Origin of the sequence: Streptomyces sp. NWU339 (assembly GCF_003143855.1) — a bacterium.
Lineage (GTDB): Bacteria > Actinomycetota > Actinomycetes > Streptomycetales > Streptomycetaceae > Streptomyces.
Window position 1 is genome coordinate 222,828 of the sequence record NZ_QFRK01000013.1, and the last position, 22,759, is coordinate 245,586.

Here is a 22,759-nt window from a genome sequence, read left to right on the forward strand (position 1 = left end):
AGCACCTGGTCAGGGGCGTGGCAGGCGGGTCTGCTCGTGATGGCCATCAGCTATGGGCTGGGGCCACCGCGACGGCCGTGAACGACGACATGACCAAGGGAGTCATCAACCGGTTCAAGGTCATGGACCTCTCCCGCGGTTCCGTCCTGACCGGGCACGTCATCGTCACCACGGTGCGCTGCCTGGTGGCCTGCGTGGCCATCATCGGGGTGGCCTCCGCGATGGGGTTCGACCCGGCTGCGAGTGGCCTCGAGCGGCTCGGCGCGATCGGTCTCCTCGTGCTGCTCAGCCTCGCGGCCGGCCGGCTCACCGTCGCCCTGGGGCTGGCCGCGAAGACCGCGGAGTCGGCGGGCAAGGCCACCGTGCCGCTGATCATGCTGCCGTTCCTGAGCAGCGCGTTCGTACCCGCGGACACGATGGGGGCGGGCGTGCGGCAGTTCGCGGAGTACCCGCCCTTCACCCCCGTCATCGAGATGCTGCGCGGGCTGCTGACGGGCAACCCGTCGAGCGGCGACGCGATCGCGGCCCTCGCCCGGTGCGCCGGGTTCGCCGTCCTTGGCTACGTGTGGGCGGTCTCCACGTTCAAGAAGCGAGCGTGACCTCGGTCGGCTCGGACCGGCTGGTCGACATCCCCTCCCGAGCCGCCTCGGCGAACCGCGCGTCGCCGAGGCGGCCCGCGGTCTGCTCGATCCGAGCCGCGTCCGGGTGAGAGCCGACGGGCTGCCGGCGGTGCGGGGCAAACGGGGCCGACCCCGTTTGCCCCGCGCGCTGTGTGCCGACCACGGCTACGACCACGACAGCCACCGCCGTCGTCTGCGTGAGCGCGGCGTCGTTCTGAAGATCGCCCGGCGGCGTCCCGGCAGCCGGTCACCTCGGGCGGTCTCTCAGCCTTGCAGGGCCGGGCCGAACCAGGTGGTGAGGGCCGTCCGGAGCGCGGAGGCGTCGGGTGCGCCGTCGGCGGTCGCCCAGGCGACATGGCCGTCGGGGCGGATGAGAAGCGCGGTGGGAGCGGGGATCTCGCCGATGGCCGGGACGGGCCAGTGGTCGTCCTCGCTCCGCGCCTCGACCAGGTCGACACGATCGGCCCAGCCCTTGGCGGCCGCCGCCACCTCGGCGCTGCCACGCAGGTCGAGCAGTACGGGGCGGGCGGCGTGCAGCAACTCGTAGACGTAGACGGGGCCTTCAGACGTATTGAGGTCGGCGTCGGGGACCCGGCGCCCCTCCAGCGGGTGGTCGCCGTCGACCGGGTACCGGATGTCCAGTGCGTTCAGCAGGTGGCGCAGATATCGGTTGACGTCGTCGAACACCATGAGTGAGCCGAACACGTCGCGCAGCGCGTCCGTCTGGGCGCCGGGGCGGACCAGGGCCGACTGGGCCCGGGTGTTGTGCAGAACGCGCTCCCCGACAGGGTGGCGCTCGGCGTGGTAGCTGTCCAGCAGGCTCTCCGGCGCCTGGCCGCGTACCACCGAGGCGAGCTTCCAGCCGAGGTTGACCGCGTCCTGCACGCCCATGTTCAGTCCCTGCCCCCCGGCCGGGAAGTGGATGTGCGCCGCGTCGCCCGCGAGCAGCACCCGGCCCGCCCGGTACCGGGCGGCCTGCCGTGTGGCGTCGGTGAACCGGGAGATCCACCTGGGGTTCCGCATGCCGAAGTCGGTGCCCGCGACCCTGACCAGCGACTCCCGGAGCTGCTCGAACGTCACGGGCTCGTCACGGTCCGGGACGCGGTCGTACTCGGAGGTGATCACCCGGTACCAGCCCGGCTCGAAGGCGATCGCCGAGTAGTCGCCGGTCGGACAGCGCCGCACCCAGACGTAGTCCTCGGGCAGATCGGGGAGTTCGACGTCACCGATCAGCGCGGTCATCGTCGCCTCGGTGCCGGGGAAGTCGATGCCCGACAGTTTGCGCACCGTGCTGCGCCCGCCGTCACAGCCCACGAGGTAGCGGGCGCGCAGCGTCGCAGGCGTCGTCGTCTCCGCCGTGCCCAGTTCGACCGTCACGCCGCTCTCGTCCTGGCGGATCCCGCTCACCTCGGACGACCAGCGCACCCGTACGCCGAGCTCGGTGGCCCACTCCTCCAGCAGCCGCTCGATGGCGGATTGCAGGATCATCAGCGGGTAGGGGTGCCTGGACTCGGACTCGTCGAAGTCCACGTAGAGCCCGGAGAAGTGGCCCACCGGCTGCAGTTCGCCTTCCGCCAGGAAGCGGTCGAGGACCCCGCGCTGGTCCAGCACCTCGAGGGTGCGGGAGTGGATACCGCCGGCTCGTGACTCGCCCGTCCGCTCCGCGAGCCGCTCGACCACCACCACGTCGACGCCCGCCAGCCGCAGCTCGCAGGCGAGCATCAAGCCTGTCGGCCCGGCGCCCGCGATCACCACGTCAGCGTCCATGCCGGTGTTTCCCACGTCGTTGCCCCTCTGTTCCACTGTTATTCCACCGTGCCTCTAGTGGCTTGAAACATTTTCCACTTGCCCTGTCCCGCCGGCGGGACGATTCCTCGGGGAGCGGATGTTTTGGGGGTGTCAGCATGCAGGCGTGCCGGTCCACCCTCAACCTCACCATCGGCGTGAGTCGCCGGGCCACCAAAACGGTGTGACCGGACGCGAATTCGCGCGACACTCGATTCGGCCATTCAAAGAATTTGTCTCGCCGGCGGGACAGGGCAAAGGGCTCCGGCGGTCGTCATGGCGGTGACGGTCCGGAGACAGGGCCGTAAATGACGCGAGCGGGCACCCCCGGTCGGCAGAGGAAGGAAAGACTGGCAATGGAACAACAAGCCGTGCCTTCGAGTGCGCCGGTGTCGCTGGTGCAGGAAATCTCGGCTCTGTGGGGGGAGTGCCTCGGCGGTCGCGAGGTCGGGGCAGAGGACGACTTCTTCGCGCTCGGCGGCAATTCGCTGACCGGAATCAAGATCATCGAACGGGTGTCGCAGGACTATGGCGTCCAGCTTTCCGTGCGCGACTTCTACCTCGCGGGGACCCCGACCCGGGTCGCCGAGCTGATCGAGCAGGGGAGGGCAGGGACGTGAGGCTGACGCCGGGTCCCGCGCGCGACATCGACCTCGACAGCGTCGACCTGTTCGACCTGGACCTCTACACCTCGGGTGATCCGCACCCGATCTGGGACGTGATGCGGGCGAAGGCGCCCGTGCACCACCAAGTCCTGCCCGACGGCAGGGAGTTCTGGTCGGTGACCCGCTTCGAGGACGTCTGCCGAGTGCTCGGCGACCACCGGGAGTTCACCTCGGAGCGCGGCACGGTGCCCACCCACCTCGGGACGGACGACGTCGCGGCCGGCGTGCTGCTGACGTCCACCGACCCGCCGCGGCACACCGAGGTCCGCCGCCCGCTCGGCTCCAAGCTCACCGCGCGAGCGGTGAAGTCCTGGGAGGAGTCGATCCGGCGGACGATCGTGCGCTTCCTCGAGCCGGCGCTCGACGGTGAGACCTTCGACCTGGCCGAGCGGGCACTGCTCCTCCCGGCGATGGTCACGGGCCCGCTGCTGGGGATCCCGGAGAAGGACTGGGAAGAACTCGTCCAGCTGACCGCGATGGTGACGGCTCCCTCGGACCCGCACTTCCTGCAGGGCAACGAAGCCGCCACTCTGGCCATCGCCCACCACGAGCTCCTCGCCTACGTCAAGGAGTGGGTCAGGACGCGGCGGGCGTCCGGCCTCGAGGACGACAGCCTGCTCCACCACCTCATGAACGTCCGCCCGGGAGGCGTGCCGCTGACCGACGAGAAGATCGCCCTCGACGGCTACAGCATCCTGCTGGGCGCCAACGTCACGACGCCGCACACCGTCTCGGGCACGGTGCACGCGCTCATCGAGCGGCCCGAGCAGTTCGCGAAGGCCCAGGCCGACCCGTCGCTGATCCCGGACCTGGTCGAGGAGGGGCTGCGCTGGACCTCGGCCGCGTGCAACTTCATGCGGTACGCGGTGAGTGACGTCGAGATCGGCGGGGGCACGATCCCGGCCCGCGGGGCGGTCGTCGCATGGATCGGTTCGGCCAACCGGGACGAGTCCCAGTTCCCCGATCCGCACACGTTCGACATCACGCGGAGCAACGCCAAGCGCCACGTCGCGTTCGGCTTCGGGCCGCACTTCTGCATCGGGGCACCGCTGGCCCGGCTGACCCTGCGCGTCTTCTTCGAGGAACTGCTCCAGCGATTCGGCTCGATCGAGCTCGCCGGCGAACCGCAGCACCTGCGCTCGTACTTCATCGCCGGGATGACCCACCTTCCCATCGTCGCCCAGAAACGACAGACGCCATGACATCCGGCTCCACCACCGTCGCGTCACCGTGGTTCGTCCGACCGCCGTCCACCGACCACGCCGCCCGGGTCTTCTGCTTCCCCTTCTCCGGGTCCGGGGCTTCGGCCTTCAGCGCCTGGCCGGCCGCGATCGACGACGTCGAGGTCTGCCCGGTGCAGTTCCCCGGCCGCGAGAACCGGCTGGCCCACCCCCACTACGGCACCTACGAGAACCTCGTCACCGGCCTGGTCGAACCCCTGGAGCCGCTGCTGGACCGGCCGTTCGCGTTCTTCGGGCACTGCGCGGGTGCGATTCCCGCGTACGAGACCGCGGTCCGGCTCGCCGAACTCGGCCTGCCCGGACCGGGCTGCCTGTTCGTGTCGGGCCAGCCGGCACCGCACGACGCCTCGCGTGACCGGATGCTCACCATGACCGAGCCCGAGCTGCGCGCCGAGGTGGAGTCGTTCATCCGCAGCCGGGGGATCGAGCCGCGGCCGGACATGGTCGATCTCGGTCTGATGGTGCTGCTCCGTGATCATGCCGCCGCGGGTGCGTACCGGCGTCAGGAACCGGTCGCGCTGCGCTGCCCCATCATCGTCCTGCACTGGCGGAACGACCCCGACGTGAGCCTCGACGAACTCCAGGGATGGCGTCAGTACTCGGACTCGGTCGAATTCCGGGTCGTCGACGGCGGCCACTACGACTTCATGGACGCGCCCGACGAGCTGCGGAAGTTGTTGACCTCTTGGCAGTGAAACCAGTGCCGCACGCAAGAGCCGTACACCGAAGGAACCGGAAGGAACGCGTATGAACGGCGCAGCCACCGATGTTGCCGTGATCGGGATGTCGTGCCGCTTTCCCGGTGTGCACGACGTGGAGGAGTTCTGGCGCCTGCTGCTCGAGGGGAAGTCGACCTTCAAAACGTTCCCCGAGCATCGGGCGGTCGACCCGGACCGCACACCTCACCCGGACGCCGCCACGGTGAACTCGGGTTCGTTCCTCGACGCCATCGACGGGTTCGACGCGGAGTTCTTCGGCACGCCTTCGGCGGAGGCGGCCGCCATGGACCCCGTGCAGCGGCTGGGGCTGGAGCTCGCCTGGGAGGCCGTCGAGAACGCCGGTGTACCGGCGACCGCGCTCGCGGGCCGCGAGATCGATGTCGTGGTCGGCGCCGCGCCCTCGGGGTACGAGCTGCTGCGCAAGCTGTCCGGCAGCGATCAGGACGACCACTACGCCGCGCTCGGCTCGAGCGGTGCGCTGATCGCGAATCGGATCTCGAACCTGTTCGACGTCCGCGGCATGAGTTTCTGTGCGGACTCGGGCCAGTCCTCCTCGCTCGTGTCGTTGGCGCTGACGTGCGAACGGATACGCAGCGGTGCGGTCGACATGGCGCTCGCGGGCGGCGTTCACCTGATCGCCGACCCGGAAGCGGGACTGGGCCTGGCGAATCTGGGCGCCCTGTCGCCCGACGGCCGTTGCTTCCCCTTCGACGAACGGGCCAACGGCTTCGTCCGGGGAGAGGGCGGGGCGTTCGTCCTGCTGAAGCGGCTCGACCTCGCCGTCGCCGACGGTGATCACATCTACGCGGTGGTGCGCGGCTGGGGCGTCGGCAGTGGTGGTGCGTCCTCCCGGATGCCGGATCCCAGCCCCAGTGGGCAGGCGGCAGCGGTGCTGTCCGCTCTCGAGCGCGCGGCTGTCCCGTTCGACGGTGTCGAGTACGTCGAGGCCCACGGCACCGGCACACGACTCGGCGACCCGGCCGAGATATCCGGTCTGCGCGAGGTGTTCCGGGAGACCGGCCGCAGTCGCCCTCTGGTGATCGGCTCGGTGAAGGCGAACGTCGGGCACCTGGAGCCGGCCGCCGGGATCGTCGGCTTCGTGAAGGCGGCGCTCTGCCTGGACCGCGCCCACCTGGTGCCGAATCCGGGCTTCCGTTCCCCGAACCCCGCCGTCCCGGACTTCCAGGAGGACTTCGAAGTCCTCCGAGCGGCGCGGCCCTGGCCGAGCGAGCCGGGCCGGCCGCGACGGGCAGGGGTGTCGTCGGTCGGGATGGGCGGCACCAACGCGCACGTGATCCTCGAACAGGCTCCCGACGGGCAGACGGAACTGCGCGCCGCAGAAGAGGACTTCACCCCCGCGGGCGTTTCCGGCACGGTGCCGTGGGTGCTGTCGGCGAGGTCGGAGCCGGCCCTGCGGGAGCAGGCGGCGCGGTTGCGGGACCTCGTGGCCGCGGACGCGTCGCTGTCGGCGGCCGACGTGGGGCATTCGCTGCTGTCGACGCGGTCGTCGTTCGAGCACCGGGCGGTGGTGCTGAGCGGTGACCGCGAGGAGGCACTGGCCGGTCTCGATCTGGTGGCGGCAGGCGGTGATTCGGCGCGGGCGGTGCGCGGGGTGGCCACCGGGCCGGCGGGTCCGGTCGTCTTCGTGTTCCCCGGCCAGGGGTCGCAGTGGCTGGGCATGGGAAGGCAGCTGTACGCGGAGTCGGAGGTCTTCGCGCGCGCGATCGACGAGTGCGCGCGCGCTCTGGCGCCGTGGCTGGACTGGTCGCTGGTGGACCTGGTGACCGGTGCCGAGTCGGCGCCGTCGCTGGAGCGCGGGGATGCCGTGGTCCAGCCGGCGCTGTTCGCGATGATGGTGTCCCTGGCGCGGGTGTGGCGGTCGCTGGGAGTGGTCCCCGACGCGGTGGTGGGGCACTCGCAGGGAGAGATCGCCGCGGCGTGCGTGGCGGGTGCGCTCTCCCTCGAGGACGCGGCACGGATGGTCGCCCTGCGCAGCCGGGCCCTGACCGAGCTGGCGGGCCTGGGCGGGATGAGCGCGGTGGCCGCTCCCCTCGTATGGGTTGAGGACCGGCTGACGAAGTGGTCCGGGCGGCTCTCCGTGGCCGCGGTCAACGGACCGGCTTCCGCGGTGATCTCCGGGGACCTCGAGGCATTGGACCAGTTCGCCGCGATGGCCGCCGGTGACGGTGTCCAGGTGCGCCGGATCAAGGTCGCGTACGCGTCGCACTCCCACCAGGTCGAAAGCATCCGTGACCGGATGCTCGAGGCCGCCGCGGGCGTGTCGCCGAAGGAGACGGCGGTGGAGTTCCACTCCACGGTCACCGGGGGGCTGCTCGACACCCGCGTGCTCGACAGCTCGTACTGGTACGACAACCTGCGCTCGACGGTGCGTTTCGGCGAGGTCGTCGGCCGCCTGATGCGTGACCGCGGCGGTGTGTACGTGGAGGTCAGCCCGCATCCCGTGCTCCAGGTGGCGATGGAGGAGACCGCCGACACACTGGCGCCCCCGCCCCTGGTGGCGAACACCCTGAACAAGCACGACGGGAGCGCGGGCAGGTTCCTGGTGTCGCTGGCCGAGCTGCACGTGCGTGGTGTGCCGGTGAGCTGGGAGACGGTGTTCGCCGCGGGACGGCCGCGCCGGATCGGCCTGCCGACCTACGCGTTCCAGCGGCAGCGGTACTGGCTGACAGCGCCCGATGACGCCGACGCCACGAACAACCCCTCCGCGCGGGCGAGCGGACCGGGCGCGGGCACCAGAGCGGCGGACCTGGGTTCGGAGTCTTCGGTCCTCACTCTCGTGTGCGCCGAAACGGCAGCGCTGTTGAGCGCGAAGAACGCCGATCTGAGGGGCGTCGACCTCGCGGCGAGGTCGGCCGAGACGTTCAAGGCCCTGGGTTTCGACTCCTCCATGGCCGTGGCGCTCCGCAACCGGCTCACCGCGGTGACCGGAGTGCGGCTTCCGGCCACCGTCGCGTTCACCTACCCCACTCCGCAGGAACTCGGTCGTCACATCTTCTCCCTCCTCGAGCCGGAGGCGCCCGACGCTGCGGAAACGGCGGTGGAAACGGGCCTGGAAAGTCACAGTGATGATGATTTGTACGAATTGATCGACCGTGGATACATGTAGCAACTCCGTTCTTCTAAGCAACCGTTGGGGGAGGCCCTGGTGGAGGATGTCGACAAGCTCCGGTCCTATTTGCGTCGCGCCGTCGGCGATGCGCAGCAGCTGCGCGACCGCGTGCGCGAGCTGGAGGAGTCCGCTCGCGAGCCCATCGCGGTCGTGGGTGTGGGGTGTCGCTTCCCGGGTGGGGTGACGTCCCCCGAGGGGCTGTGGGGAATCGTGTCCGACGGTGTGGACGCAGTGGGTGACTTCCCGCTGGACCGCGGGTGGGACGTGGAGGCGCTGTACGACCCGGATCCCGAGGCACAGGGGAAGGCGTACGCGCGCTCAGGCGGGTTCCTGCCCGATCTTCCGGAGTTCGACGCGGACTTCTTCGGCATCAGCCCGCGAGAGGCGTTGGCGATGGATCCCCAGCAGCGGCTGATGCTGGAGACGTCGTGGGAGGCGCTGGAACGGGCGGGTATCGACCCGGCGGGACTGCGGGGTTCGGCGGCCGGGGTGTTCACCGGGATCTACGGCGTCGACTACGGCCCGCGGATGGGCGGCGGAGCGGCCGGCGAAGTGGAGGGTTTCACGCTCACGGGGACGTACCTCAGCGTGGCCTCGGGCCGGGTGGCGTACGTGCTGGGCCTTCACGGTCCGGCGGTGTCGACCGACACCGCGTGCTCGGCGTCGCTCGTCGCCGTCCACCAGGCCGTGCGGTCCCTGCGGTCCGGTGAGTGCACGCTGGCGCTGGCCGGCGGAGTGTCGACGCTGCCGACTCCGGGGATGTTCGTGGAGCTCTCCCGGCAGCGGGGCCTGGCGGCGGACGGCCGGTGCAAGGCGTTCGCGGACGCGGCCGACGGCACGGGTTTCGCCGAGGGCGCGGGTGTGCTGGTCCTCGAGCGGCTGTCGGACGCGCGGCGCAACGGGCGCCGGATCTGGGCGGTGATCCGGGGCTCGGCGATCAACCAGGACGGGGCGTCCAACGGGCTGACCGCGCCGAACGGACTGGCGCAGCAGCGGATCATCCGGGCGGCCCTGGCCGATGCCGGCCTCTCGGCCGGCGACGTGGACGTGGTGGAGGCGCACGGGACCGGCACGCGGCTGGGCGACCCCATCGAGGCGSAGGCGCTGCTGGCCACCTACGGGCAGGACCGGGACCCGGGCAGCCCGCTGTGGCTGGGGTCGTTGAAGTCGAACATCGGCCACGCGCAGGCGGCCGCGGGCATCGGCGCCATGATCAAGATGATCATGGCGATGCGGCACGGGGTGATGCCCAGGACGCTGCACGTGGACCGTCCCTCGACGCATGTGGACTGGTCGGCCGGGGCGGTGGAACTGCTGACCGAGGCCAGRGAGTGGACCACGGAAGCGGGCCGGCCCCGACGCGCGGGCGTGTCCGCCTTCGGGGTCAGCGGCACCAACGCGCACGTGATCCTCGAGCAGGCACCCGAGGAGGAGCCGGCGCCCGACACCACCGGGCAGGTGCCCGGCGAACTGGTGCCGTGGGTGCTGTCGGCGCGGTCGGAGCAGGCGCTGCGGGCGCAGGCGGAGAAGCTGCGCGATTTCGCCGCCGCTGACGCGGACCTGGACGTCGCCGATGCCGGCTGGTCGCTGGTGTCGAGCCGGGCGCGGCTCGAACACCGTGCGGTGGTGCTGGGGCGCGGCCGGGACGAACTGTTGAGCGGTCTGGCGGCACTGAGCGAGGGCGCGGAGTCCCCCGCGGTGGTGCGTGGCGTCGCCGGGGAACTCGGCAGATCCGTCTTCATGTTCCCCGGTCAGGGCGCGCAGTGGGCCGGTGTGGCGGGGCAGTTGTACGACGCCTTCCCCCTCTTCGCGCAGAGCCTCGACGAGGTCTGCGAGCGCTTCGACGCGCATCTCCCCTTCGCTCTGAAGCCCCTGCTGCTCGCCGACGACCCCGCGGAACGCGAGCGGACGGACATCGCGCAGCCGGCGCTGTTCGCCCTGCAGGTCGGCCTGTACCGGCTCCTGTCGCGGTACTGCCCGCGGCCGGACTACCTGATCGGTCATTCCGTCGGCGAGATCGCCGCCGCTCATGTCTCCGGAGTCCTCGACCTGGACGCCGCAACCAGGCTTGTGGCCGCTCGCGGACGGACCATGCAGACGGTCGTCGAGCGCGGTGCCATGCTGGCCGTACGTGCCTCGGAAGCCGAAGTGAGCACGCTGCTGGGCGAGTACGACCGCGTCGGTGTCGCCGCCGTCAACGGTCCGGAATCGGTGGTGGTCTCGGGCCTGCGCGACCAGGTCCACGACATCCGGGACCGGTTCGTCGCCGACGGCAGGTCGGCGAAACTGCTCCCGGTCGACCATGCGTTCCACTCCCCGCTCATGGACCCGGTCCTGGACGAGTTCGCGGCATCGATCGGCGGGTTCCCTGCGGGCGAGATGTCGATCCCGATCGTCTCGACCAGGCTGGGCCGCGAGGCCACGCTCCAGGAGCTGACATCCGTCGAGCACTGGGTGCACCACGTCCGCGAGCCCGTTCGCTTCTACGACGCGGTGGAGTGCGCCCGTGCGGCCGGCGCGGACGTCTTCCTCGAAGTCGGGCCGGGAGCGACGCTCGCCGGCCTCACCAAGGACGCCTTCACCAATGAGGGCGTCGATGACGCGGTGGTCCTGTCGTCGTCGCGGCGGGACCGCGGGGCGCCGGAGGCGCTGGCCGGCGCGCTGGCCGAACTGCACGTCCGGGGCGTTCGCGTGGACTGGGCCGCCCTGTTCGGGACACGCCGACGGGTGGATCTTCCGACGTACGCCTTCCAGCGGCAGCGGTACTGGCTGGACTTCCGGTCCGGGACGGAGTCGGCGGACGTGGCCTCCGCCGGTCTGTCGGCCCCGGACCACCCGCTGCTGGGCGCTGTGGTGGACCACCCTGGCACCGACGAGGTCGTGTTCACCGGCCTGTGGTCCCTGCGGACCCACGACTGGCTGGCCGACCACGCCGTGTTCGGCGCGGTCGTCGTGCCGGCGACGGCCTACCTGGACCTGGCGCTGTCGGTGGGCGAGCACGTCGGGTGTGCCGCGCTCGAGGAACTCACCTTGGAAGTCCCCCTGATCCTCCCCGAATCGGGCGACGTGCAGGTGCGGGTCGTCGTCGGCGCGGCGGACGAGACGGAACGCCGCCGTCTGGAGGTGTACTCACGTCCCGGCGAAGACGGCCGGACGGCGGGCGGCTGGACCCGTCACGCGAGGGGGAGCCTGACACCGGGCACACCGCCGACGGCCGCGTGGACCGATGAAGCGCGACCGCTCACCGTGTGGCCGCCGGCCGGGGCGAGGCAGGTCGGCATCGACGGTCTCTACGGCTCCTTCGCGGACGCGGGCTTCGACTACGGTCCGGCGTTCCGCGGGCTGCGAGAGGTCTGGCAGCACGGTGACGATCTCTTCGCCCTCGCCACACTGCCGGAGACCGCCGGGGGCTCGACCAGGGGTGGGTTCGCACTGCATCCGGCGCTGATCGACACCGTGCTGCACGCGTCGGTGGCCGGCGGCGTCATCGAGGTGACGGGCGAACAGGGCCGGATGCCCTTCTCGTGGGCCGGCGTGAACCTGGCCGGCGAGTGCGGCCCGACCGTCAGGGTCCGGCTCTCGCCGGCCGGCGAAGGCGCCGTGTCCCTGGCGATCGCCGACGAGCACGGCCACAAGATCGCCTCTGTCGAGTCGTTGACGTTCCGGCCGGCGAGTGCCGAACAAGTGCACTCGGCGCCCGGCGGGCACGGGCGACCGCTGTACGAACTGCAGTGGCGACCGGCCCAGCAGGGCGAGCCGGAAACCCACCGCGGGCAGTGGGGCGTCGTCGGTGCGAAGAACGGCCTGGCCTCCCGGCTCCTCGGGGCGGGCGACGGAAGTGCCGTGTTCTACGCGTCCATGGACGAGGTCCTCTCGGGGCAGGCACCCGCGCACGTCGTCCTCTGTCTGGACGACTTGGTCGCCGCGGACCCCGATCTGCTCGCCGCGGTCGGCGCCGCGGACAAGCGCGTCCTGGACTGGGTCCAGCGGTTCCTCGCGGAGGAACCGCTCGCCGGGTCCACGCTGGTGGTGCTCACCCGCCTGGCCCTCGACACCGGTTCGGGGGAGAGTGTCGAAAGCCTCCCTGGTGCGTCCGTGTGGGGCCTGATGCGGTCCGCGCAGACGGAGCACCCCGGCAGGTTCCGGCTGGTGGACATCGACGACGAGGAGACCTCCTGGGCAGCCGTCCCGGACGCGCTCGCCCTCGGTGAGGACCAACTGGCGCTGCGTGGCGGCGCGTACCTCGTTCCCCGCCTGACGCCGGCCTCACCCGCGGACCAGCAGCTCGAACCCCCGGCGGACGGTGCGCACCGGCTGGGCATCCCGACCAAGGGCACGTTGGAGAACCTGACCTGGGTTCCGTGTCCCGAGGTCGAAGCGCCCCTGACGAGCGGGCAGGTCCGCATCGCCGTTCAGGCCGCCGGGCTCAACTTCCGCGACATCACGATCGCCCTGGGCCTGGTGGACAGGACAGCCATCGACGCCGGGATCGGCAGCGAGGGCGCCGGCGTCGTGCTGGAGGTGGCGGACGACGTCACCGGTCTTGCGCCGGGTGACCGGGTGACCGGCATCTTCACCGGCGCCTTCGGCCGCGTGGCCGTGGCGGACCACCGCCTGCTCACCACCATCCCCGACGGGTGGAGTTACGCCGAGGCGGCGTCCATGCCGAGCACCTTCCTCACCGCCTACTACGCGCTCTTCCACGTGACGAAGCTCAAGAAGGGACAGCGGATCCTCATCCACGCCGCGGCAGGCGGCGTCGGGATGGCCGCCGTCCGACTGGCGAAGCACGTCGGCGCCGAGATCTACGCGACCGCGAGTCCCGCCAAGTGGCCCACCCTGCGCGGTCTGGGACTGGACGACGCGCACCTGGCGTCGTCACGCGATCTGGAGTTCGCCGAGAAGTTCCTGGACTCCACGGGCGGTCACGGCGTGGACGTCGTGCTGAACTCCCTCGCGCACAGCTTCGTCGACGCCTCGCTGAAGCTGCTTCCCGAGGGCGGAAACTTCATCGAGATGGGGAAGACGGACATCCGCGACCCCCAGCAGGTGGCAGCCGACCACCCCGGAGTCGAGTACGAGGCCTTCGACCTCTACGCAGCCGGTCCGGACGTGATCCACGGGATGTTCCGCGACGTCATGGAGCTGTTCGCCGACGGACGGGTGCACCTGAACCCGATCTCCGTCCGGAACATCCGCGACGCGCGCAGGACCTTCCGCGAGATGAGCCAGGGCCGCCACGTCGGCAAGCTGGTCCTCGAGGTCGGTGACGGCTTCGGCGGTGGCACCGTGCTGGTCACCGGCGGCACCGGGGGAGTGGGTTCGCTCGTGGCACGGCACCTCGTCGCCGAACACGGTGTGCGCAGTCTGATGCTGGCGAGTCGTCGGGGAACGGCGGCCGACGGAGTCGCCGAGCTGGTCGCGGATCTTCAGGACGCAGGCGCCTTCGTCCGAGTCGTGGAATGCGATGTCGCGGACCGGGACGCCGTCGCGGACCTGCTCGCGGACATGCCCCCCCGGTACCCGCTGACGGCGGTCGTGCACGCGGCGGGTGTGCTGGCGGACGGCACCGTCGAGTCGCTGACCGCCGAGAGCATCGACCGCGTGCTGCGCGCCAAGGTCGGCGGTGCGGTCAACTTGCACGAGCTGACCCGGGAGCACACCCTGTCGGCGTTCATCCAGTTCTCCGCTCTCGCGGGCACGCTCGGCAACGGAGGACAGGCGAACTATGCCGCGGCGAACGGGTTCCTGGACGGTCTGGCGGCGCAGCGCAGGGCATCCGGCCTGGTCGGCACCTCGCTGTGCTGGGGCTGGTGGGAGCAGAGCAGCGGCATGACCGGGGACCTGGACCAGGCCGACCTCTCCCGGCTGAGGCGGATGGGTGTCGCCGCGATGCCGACACCCGAGGCACTGGCCCTGTTCGACGCGGCGTGCGCGAGCGACAAGCCGGTCCTCGTCCCGGCCCGGCTGGACGTCGCCGCGTTGCGGAACAGGACCGGTGACGAGCTGCCGCTGCTCCTGCGCGACCTCGTCCACGGCGGTCGTCCACGCCGGGACAGGGCGGGCACGACCAAGGACGAAGGCTCCCGCGGCCTGTCCGCCAGGCTGGCCGGCCTGGCGGCGGACGAGGCGGAGGCAGCCGCCCTGGACTGGCTCCGCGACCAGGTCGCCATCGTGCTCGGATACCCGTCCGGCGCGTCCGTCGACGCCGACCAGGCGTTCACCCAGCTCGGATTCGACTCGCTGACCTCGGTCGAACTGTGCAACCGCCTGGCGTCCCAGACCGGACTGCGCCTGCCGACCACCCTCGTCTTCAGCTATCCGACACCCCACGAGCTGAGCGAGCACCTCGTCGGGCTGCTGCGTCCGGCACCGGACGCCGGTTCGGCCGAGGAGGCGAAGGACGCCGAGATCCGGGAAGTGCTGCGGAACGTCTCGATCGACAGCCTGCGCAGCGCGGGCGTCCTGGAGCTGGTCCTGGCGTGCGCCGACCCGTCCCGGCCGAGCGGCGACGAACAGGCGGCGGACGCGGACACCGACGCGGACGAACTGTCGGACCTGGACCTGGAAGCACTGGTCGACCTGGCTCTGGACGAGAAGAGGTAAGTGAGATGACCAACTCCGCGGAACGCACAGCGGACGGCGCGGACCGGGTCCAGCGGGCGCTCCGTACGCTGCTGGAGGAGCGCGACCGCCTCCGGCAGGAGAACGACGCCCTGAAAGCCGGCCGCGGCGAGCCGATCGCCGTCGTGGCCATGGCGTGCCGCTACCCGGGAGGCGTGTCGTCGCCCGAGGAGCTGTGGGACGTGGTCCGCGGCGGCCTGGACGTCGTGGACGAGTTCCCGAAGGACCGCGGGTGGCGGGATGTGTACGACCCGGATCCCGACGCCGTCGGCAGCTCGTACACGTGTCAGGGAGGGTTCCTGACCGACGTGGCGGGTTTCGACGCGGACTTCTTCGGCATCAGTCCGCGTGAGGCACTGGCGGTCGACCCGCACCACCGCTTGTTGCTGGAGACGTCGTGGGAGGTCTTCGAGCGGGCAGGCATCGTTCCCGCCGACGTGCGCGGGGCCGACGTCGGCGTCTTCTCCGGGGTGAGCTCGTCCGAGTACGGGTGGCGTTTCCTGGAGGGCAACCAGAAGGAACTGGAGGGCTACCTGCTGTACGGCAGCGCGCTGAGCGTCGCGTCCGGCCGGGTGGCGTACGAGCTGGGACTGACCGGGCCGGCGGTGTCGATGGACACGGCGTGCTCGTCGTCTCTGGTGGCCCTGCACACGGCGGTGCAGTCACTGCGCTCGGGAGAGTGCTCGCTCGCGCTGGCGGGCGGGGCGTTGGTGATGTCGACGCCCGCGATGTTCGTGGAGTTCTCCCGGCAGGGCGCTCTGTCGGCCGGCGGCCGGTGCAAGGCATTCGCGGACGGGGCCGACGGGACCGGCTGGGCCGAGGGTGTGGGTGTGCTGCTCCTCGAACGACTGTCCGACGCCCGGCGGAACGGCCACCCGGTGCTGGCTGTCGTGCGCGGCAGCGCGGTGAATCAGGACGGGGCCAGCAACGGGCTGACCGCTCCCAACGGCCGCGCCCAGGAGAAGGTGATCCTGCAGGCACTGGCGAACGCGGGGGTCGCGCCCTCCGAGGTGGACCTGGTCGAGGCCCACGGCACCGGAACCAAGCTGGGGGACCCCATCGAGGCGGGTGCGCTGCTGGCGACCTACGGCCGGAACCGGGACGAGGGCAGGCCGCTCTGGTTGGGGTCCCTGAAGTCGAACATGGGTCACGCCCAGGCCGCCGCCGGGGTCGGCGGGATCATCAAGACCGTAATGGCCATGCGCCACGGGTACATGCCGAAGACCCTGCACGTGGACGCGCCCTCACCTCACGTCGACTGGTCCTCCGGCGGGGTCGAACTGCTGGTGGAAGGGCGCGAGTGGACCCGGCAGGAGGGTCCGCGGCGGGCCGGGGTGTCGTCGTTCGGAGTCAGCGGCACCAACGTGCACGTGATCCTGGAAGAGGAGCCGCCGCAGGAGCAGGCGGACGAGCGCGGTCCGGACTCCGGCGTCGCCGGTGGCCTGGTGCCGTGGGTGGTGTCGGGCAAGAGCGCGAAGGCCCTGCAGGGGCAGGCGGGCAGGCTGCGCGATTTCGTCGCCGCCGATCCGGGTGCGGATCTCGCCGACATCGGCTGGTCGCTGGTGTCGAGCCGGTCGAGGTTCGAGCACCGTGCGGTGGTGCTGGGGCGCGGCCGGGACGAGTTGCTGAGCGGCCTGGCGTCGCTGAGCGAGGGCACGGAGTCCGCCGCGGTGGTGCGTGGTACCGCCGGTGGCCTCGGGGGTGCCGTCTTCGTGTTCCCCGGGCAGGGGTCGCAGTGGGTCGGCATGGGCCGGCAGCTGTACGACACCTTCCCGGTCTTCGCGCAGAACCTCGACGAGTGCGCGGCCGCACTGGCGGAGTGGGTCGACTGGTCACTGCTCGACGTGGTGCGCGGTGTGGAGGGGGCGCCCACCCTGGAGCGGGTGGACGTGGTTCAGCCGGCGCTGTTCTCGGTGATGGTGTCCATGGCCGCCCTGTGGCGGTCCTGGGGCGTGGAACCGGCCGCGGTGGTGGGGCACAGCCAGGGCGAGATAGCCGCCGCCCATGTGAGCGGTGCGCTGTCCCTGCGGGACGCCACCAAGGTCGTGGCGCTCCGCAGCAAGGCCCTGGTGGACCTGGAGGGTCACGGTGGGATGGCATCGGTCGCGGAGTCCGCGGATGTCGTGGCGGAACGGCTGGCCCCGTGGAGCGACCGCGTGAGCGTCGCCGTCGTCAACGGCCCCCGCTCCGTGGTGGTGTCCGGGGAACCGGACGCACTTGACGAGTTCGTCGAGAAGATGAGGGCCGAAGGCGTTCAGGCCCGGAGGATTCCGGTCGACTACGCCTCCCATTCCCACCAGGTGGCCAGGGTTCGCGAAAAGGTGATCGGCTCGCTGTCCGGCGTGAGCCCGGAAACGTCGGGACTGCCCTTCTACTCGACCCTGTACGGCGAAACCATCGACACCGCAGAGCTGGACGGCGACTACTGGTACAGAAACCTGCGCGAAAAGGTCCTCTTCGAATCCTCCGTCCGGCGACTGGCCGACGATGGTTTCCGGGTGTTCATCGAGATGAGCCCGCACCCCGTTCTGACCGTCCCGGTGCAGGAGATGCTCGAGGACCTGGACGACGCGGTGGTCCTGTCGTCGGTGCGGCGGAACCGGGACGAGGTGGAGGCCGTGGTCGGCTCGCTGGCCCAGCTCCACGTCCGGGGCGGGTCCGTCGACTGGGACGCCCTGTTCGGGGCGCGCCGACGGGTGGATCTTCCGACGTACGCCTTCCAGCGGCAGCGGTACTGGCTGAGCTCCTCGCACACAGCGGCGGCGGCGGAGGTGCCCTCGACTGAGCCTCCCGCGGGCGATGACCACCTCGTTCCCCTGTCGGACAGGATCTCCGCCCTTCCCGACGACGACGCGAAGGCACTCGTGCTCGAGCACGTCCGCGAGAAGGTCGCCGTCGTGCTCGGTCACTCCTCCAGCGACACCGTCGACCCCGACCAGAGGTTCAAGGAGCTCGGATTCGATTCGCTGCTGTCGTTGGAGCTGAGCAAACGCCTGACCGCGTCGACCGGGCTCAAGCTGAAGGCGAATGTGGTGCTGCGGCACCCGTCACCGCGACTGATCGCCGGGCACATCGTGTCCTCGCTGGCGCCGTAGGACCGTCCCGCCGGCGGGACACCGCAAGTTCGACAGCGGCTTGTCCCGCCGGCCACCAAGTTGTCTTGAACGGCTGATCCACTTCCCTGAAGGTGGAGGTGATCTGTGAATTCCCCCCGATTCCCGGGCCTGTTTGCTGAGGGGTTGATCTGTGTGCCTTCGTTCGGTGCGTCGTCTGCGCATAAAGGCATGTGGCGGGCGCAGGAAATGGCTCCCGACACGCCGAACCATGCGCTGACCATGTGGGATGTGGACGGTGAGCTGGACGCGGCCGTCATGGAATCGGCTTTCCTGCATGTGATGGGCGAGGCGGAAGTGCTGCGCGTCAACTTCGTCGACGACGGCGGCGGACTGCGCCTCGTACCCCGGGAACTGGGGGACTGGCGGCCGTTCTTCCTGGACCTGAGCGCCGAGGCCGACCCCGAGCAGGCGGCGCGCGAAGCGCTGGGCGACATGGTGCGGCAGCCGTTCGACCTGGGGCGGGACCTGCTGTTCCGACTGGGCGTGGTCAGACTCGCCGCGACCCGCTCTCTCCTGGTGATCGCCTACCACCACCTCGTGTCGGACGGGTTCGGCGCGGGCGGCCTGCTGTCGCGGCGCCTCGCCGAGGTGTACACGGCGCTGGCGCGGGGGGAGAAGGTGCCGGAGCTGCCGCACCCGTGGGAGGCCGAGTCGTTCGCGAACGAGGCGGTGGAGTACCTCGCCTCCCGGACGTTCACCGAGGACATGGAGTTCTGGCGCGACTACCTGAAGGATGCGCCCGCGCCCGCGCAGGTTCCGCGCGTCGCCCTGTCCGACTCGCGGCGGTCCGCACTCTCCGAACCGATGAGCAACGCCGACCGCTGGTCGGAGGTGGCCGAGAGCATCGGCATGGTGAGCCGAACGCTGACCGTTCCGCGCACCGAGGCGGACATGTGGACCGAGACCGCGCAGTCCATGGGCGTGTGGATGTCGCAGATGCTCACCGCGGCCGCGGCGGTGTACTTCCGGCACCGCTGCGACCGTCCGGAGTTCCTCCTCTCGCTGGCCGTGGGCAACCGGGTCGGGGTGGCGAGCAGGACGCCGGGCCTGGCGGTGAACGTGGTGCCGGTTCGGGCGAGGGTCCCGCTCGGCGCGACCTTCACCGAGATCGCCGACACGCTCGTCGACGAGACGTACGAGATCTTCGATCACACCGCCTGCCACTACTCGGACATCCAGCGCGCGAGCGGAACCGTCCTGAGCGGCCGCGGTAGTTTCGGTGCCGTCGTGAACGTCGTCGAGTTCGCGGAGCAGCTCCACTTCGCCGACAGCCCGGCGCGCTACTCCGGCGCGACGACCGGGACCTTCGAGGAACTGTCGATCGGCGTCTACACCGACGGGAGCCCCGACAGCGACCTGTTCATCCGGCTCGACGCCCCTGCCGGCCTGTACCACCGCGCGGAGCTGCGCTTCATCGGCGAGGAGCTGATCGCCCACATCCGTGCCGTGGTGGCCGCCGGTGCGCAGCCGGTCGGTGCGCTGGACGTGGTGGGCGGTGCCGAGCGGGACCGGGTGCTGACGGCGCCGAACGATACGGACGCGCCGGTGCCGGGGCTGACGGTTCCGGAGCTGTTCGCCCGGCAGGTGGAGCGCGACCCCCGTGCCGTCGCGATGGTGTCCGGCGACTCGGCGGTCTCCTACCGGGAGCTGGACGAGCGGTCGAACCGTCTGGCCGCGGCGCTGCGACGGCGGCACGTCGGGCCCGAAACGGTCGTGGCGGTGGCGCTGCCCCGATCGGTGGATCTGGCCGTCGCCCTGCTGGCGGTGACGAAGGCGGGCGGAGCCTACCTGCCGATCGACCCGGCGCTCCCGACGGAGCGGATCAGGTCGCAGGTCGGCGACTCCTCGGCGCGCGCACTGCTCACCGACGCGGTGACAGCCGAAGTGCTCTCGGCCGGCCTGGACGTGCCGGCCATGGTGCTCGACGACCTCTGGTCGGACACCGCCGCCGATGACGGCGACGGCCTGCCCAAGGCCGCGGTCCCGCCGCATCAGGACAACCTGCTGGCCGTGGTGTACGGCTCCGGACCGGCCGGTGCGGCCACACCGGTCGCTGTGACGCACCGGAACATGGAGCGGTTCGTCCTGGATCGCCATTGCCGGGAAGCCGGCCGCGGCACCGTGCTGTGGCATGCGCCGCACACCTGCGACGCGCTCGCCCTGGAAGTGTGGGTGCCCTTGCTGAACGGTGGCCGGGTGGTCGTGGCTCCTGAAGGGGAGCTCGACATCGACGCGCTGACCGAGGCGCGGGTGGCGAACGAGATCTCCACGGTATGGCTGCCCGCGGGCCTGTTCGCGGCGATCGCGGCGGAATGTCCCGAGCGCCTTGCCGGGTTGCGCGAGGTGTGGACCGGTGGTGACCGCGTGTCCGCGGCCGCGCTGCGCCGGGTCCGGGAGGCCTGCCCCGATCTGACGATCGTCAACGGTCACGGTCCGACGGAAACGACCCTCTTCGCCGCATGCCACCGCCTGGCGGCTGACGAACCGGTGCGCCGCGCGGGCGCGGTCGGCCGCCCGATGGACAACACCGCCCTGTATGTCCTGGGGCCGGGACTGGCGCCGGTCCCCGTCGACGTGGTCGGCGAGCTGTACGTGGCCGGGCCCGGCGTGGCGCGTGGGTATCCCGGGCGACCGGGGGCGACCGGGGAACGTTTCGTGCCCTGCCCGTTCGGTCCGGCCGGCGGGCTCATGTACCGGACCGGAGACCGGGTGCGGTGGGCCGCCGACGGCCGGCTCGAATACGTGGGCCGGGCCGACACCCAGGCGGAGGTACGTGGTGTCCGGGTCGAGTTGGCCGAGGTCGAGGAGGTGCTGTCCGAGCACACCGGGCTGGCGCGGTCGACGGTGGCCCTCAGGGAGGACGGTTCGGGACAGCAGCGGCTGGTGGCCTATGTGGTCCCGGTGGCCGGCAGGACCGTGTCGAGCGATGAGCTGCGCCGGTTTGCCGCGGGGGAGTTGCCGGAGTCCATGGTGCCGTCGGTGTTCACGGTGCTGGAACGCCTGCCGGTGACGGCGGACGGCAGAGTGGACCGGGCTTCGCTGCCGGAGCCCGCGTTCGACGACGAGAAGTACCGGGCACCGCGCAATGAGACCGAGCGGGTTCTGGCCGAGGCGTTCGCCGAGGTACTCGAGTTGGACCGGGTGGGCATCGACGAGGACTTCTTCGACCTCGGGGGCAACTCGCTGCGGGCGATCAGGCTGGTCGGCCTGATCCGGGCGGAGCTGAACCAGGAGGTGTCCATCCGCAGGCTGTTCGCGGCGCGCACCGTCCTCGGTCTGTCGGACGTGTGGAAGGACCTCGGCCGGTCCAGCAGGCCGACTCTGCGCAGGCGGACGAAGGGGGGCGCGGTCCTCTGAGCGCTCTCCGCCGCTCAACCGCTTTTCGATCAATGGGGTCTCGGGTTCTGGTCCGGTCAGCAGCGGTCTTTGTTTGTGATCTCCGTCGATCTGCCGTGCGACACGTTTCTTTCCTGGGGCACTGCAAAGGAGAAAGGGAATCATGGATTCTTTGACAGAAGCCCTGCTGTCCGGGGCCGACCCGGATGAGATCGGGCGATACGAACTTCCATCGGAGTACGAGGCCGCGCATCTCTTGGCCGCGGATGTCGGCATGTTCGACGGCGTCGAGAACAAGGACGTCCGCAAGTCGCTGCATGTCGGGCGGGTTCCGATGCCGGACATCGCTCCGGACGAGGTGGTCGTCGCCGTCATGGCGAGTTCCATCAACTACAACACGGTGTGGTCGGCGACGTTCGAGCCGGTGCCCACGTTCGAGTTCCTCAAGCGCTATGCCCGCCAGGGCGGGTATGCCGCCCGGCACGACCTGCCGCATCAGGTGGTGGGGTCGGACGCGGCCGGGATCGTCGTGCGGGTCGGGGCCGGGGTGCGGCACTGGAAGGTGGGCGACCACGTGGTCGCCAGCTGTGTCCAGGTCGACGAGCAGGAGCCGGCGACGCACGCCGACGCGATGCTCGGGTCGGAGCAGCGGATCTGGGGTTACGAGACGAACTTCGGCGGTCTCGCCCACTACTCGGTGGTGCGTGCGAGCCAACTGCTGCCCAAGCCGGCGCACCTGACCTGGGAGGAGTCGGCGGGTGTGCTGCTGACCGCGGCGACTTCGTACCGGATGCTGGTCGGTGACAACGGCGCGCGGATCAAGCAGGGCGACATCGTGCTCATCTGGGGCGCGACGGGCGGGCTGGGCGCGTTCGCGGTGCAGATGGTGAAGAACGCGGGCGGCATCGCCGTCGGCGTGGTCAGCTCCGAGCGCAAGGCCGAGGTGCTGCGCCGGCTCGGATGTGATGTGGTGATCAACCGCAACGAGATCGGCATGGGCGGGGATGACGCGCTCACCCCGCAGCGGACGATCGAGCTGGGCAAGCGGCTCGGGCGGGAGATCCGGCGGCAGGTCGGCGAGGACCCGCATGTCGTGTTCGACTACGTCGGGCGGGCGACGTTCGGCATCTCGGTGTTCGTCGTGCGCAAGGGCGGGGTGGTCGTCACCTGCGGGTCGAGCACGGGCTACGACCACCACTTCGACAATCGTTACCTCTGGATGAATCTCAAGCGGATCGTGGGCAGCCACGCGGCGAATCTCCAGGAGCAGGCGGAGTGCAACCGGCTTTTCCGGCTGGGTCATCTCTCCCCCGTGCTCTCCGAGGTCTTTCCGCTGAAGGAAGTGGGCGAGGCCGCACGGCTGGTCCAGATGAACAAGCACATCGGAAAGGTCGGCGTGCTCTGCCTTGCGCCCGAGGAGGGTCTCGGCGTCACCGATCCCGTGCTGCGGGAGAAGATCGGGGTGTCGCGGCTCAATCCGCTGCGCGGTTCCGGTGCGCCCGATTCCGCAGAGGCGTCCTGAC

10 protein-coding genes are annotated in these 22,759 nt (G+C 70.7%); 9 read left to right on the forward strand and 1 reads right to left on the reverse strand.

Translation table 11 applies throughout. From position 1 onward, the window contains the following. Window positions 1-77: 77 nt before the first annotated feature. Complete coding sequence (locus tag DIZ27_RS18585; RefSeq protein WP_258308433.1) at window positions 78-599, forward strand: ABC transporter permease; 522 nt, start codon at window positions 78-80, stop codon at window positions 597-599. A 285-nt stretch (window positions 600-884) separates the two neighbouring features. Here DIZ27_RS18585 and DIZ27_RS18595 read toward each other — a convergent pair whose 3' ends face one another. Continuing rightward, a complete protein-coding gene (locus DIZ27_RS18595) occupies window positions 885-2,387 on the reverse strand; it encodes an FAD-dependent monooxygenase (protein ID WP_109379571.1) in 1,503 nt (500 codons plus the stop codon). A 374-nt stretch (window positions 2,388-2,761) separates the two neighbouring features. On the opposite strand from DIZ27_RS18595, the gene DIZ27_RS18600 reads away from it, so the two are divergent. From DIZ27_RS18600 to ccrA, 8 genes are all read left to right on the forward strand, one after another. Further along, complete coding sequence (locus tag DIZ27_RS18600; RefSeq protein ID WP_258308434.1) at window positions 2,762-3,025, forward strand: phosphopantetheine-binding protein; 264 nt, start codon at window positions 2,762-2,764, stop codon at window positions 3,023-3,025. Beyond that, window positions 3,022-4,272: a cytochrome P450 gene (locus DIZ27_RS18605; protein ID WP_109379543.1), complete on the forward strand. Its 1,251-nt coding sequence runs from the start codon at window positions 3,022-3,024 to the stop codon at window positions 4,270-4,272. Before DIZ27_RS18600 ends, DIZ27_RS18605 begins: the two co-directional genes overlap by 4 nt. Continuing rightward, window positions 4,269-5,006 carry a thioesterase II family protein gene (locus DIZ27_RS18610; RefSeq protein WP_109379544.1) on the forward strand — a complete coding sequence of 246 codons (738 nt, stop codon included), beginning with the start codon at window positions 4,269-4,271 and terminating at the stop codon, window positions 5,004-5,006. The genes DIZ27_RS18605 and DIZ27_RS18610 overlap by 4 nt, the downstream gene beginning before the upstream one ends. Before the next feature lie 52 nt (window positions 5,007-5,058). Then, the gene (locus DIZ27_RS18615; protein WP_109379545.1) at window positions 5,059-8,157 is read left to right on the forward strand and encodes a type I polyketide synthase; all 3,099 of its coding nucleotides are present in this window, start codon (window positions 5,059-5,061) and stop codon (window positions 8,155-8,157) included. 39 nt (window positions 8,158-8,196) lie between these two features. Further along, window positions 8,197-14,766, forward strand: coding sequence for a type I polyketide synthase (locus tag DIZ27_RS18620; RefSeq protein WP_258308435.1), 6,570 nt, complete (start codon window positions 8,197-8,199; stop codon window positions 14,764-14,766). 5 nt (window positions 14,767-14,771) lie between these two features. Further along, window positions 14,772-17,879 (forward strand): type I polyketide synthase, encoded by a 3,108-nt coding sequence (locus DIZ27_RS18625; RefSeq protein ID WP_109379546.1) that lies wholly within the window; start codon window positions 14,772-14,774, stop codon window positions 17,877-17,879. A gap of 153 nt (window positions 17,880-18,032) precedes the next feature. After that, complete coding sequence (locus DIZ27_RS18630) at window positions 18,033-21,257, forward strand: amino acid adenylation domain-containing protein (RefSeq protein WP_258308436.1); 3,225 nt, start codon at window positions 18,033-18,035, stop codon at window positions 21,255-21,257. A 142-nt stretch (window positions 21,258-21,399) separates the two neighbouring features. Further along, window positions 21,400-22,758, forward strand: a complete 1,359-nt coding sequence (gene ccrA / locus DIZ27_RS18635) for a crotonyl-CoA carboxylase/reductase (RefSeq protein ID WP_109379548.1) — start codon at window positions 21,400-21,402, stop codon at window positions 22,756-22,758. Window position 22,759: the final 1 nt, after the last annotated feature.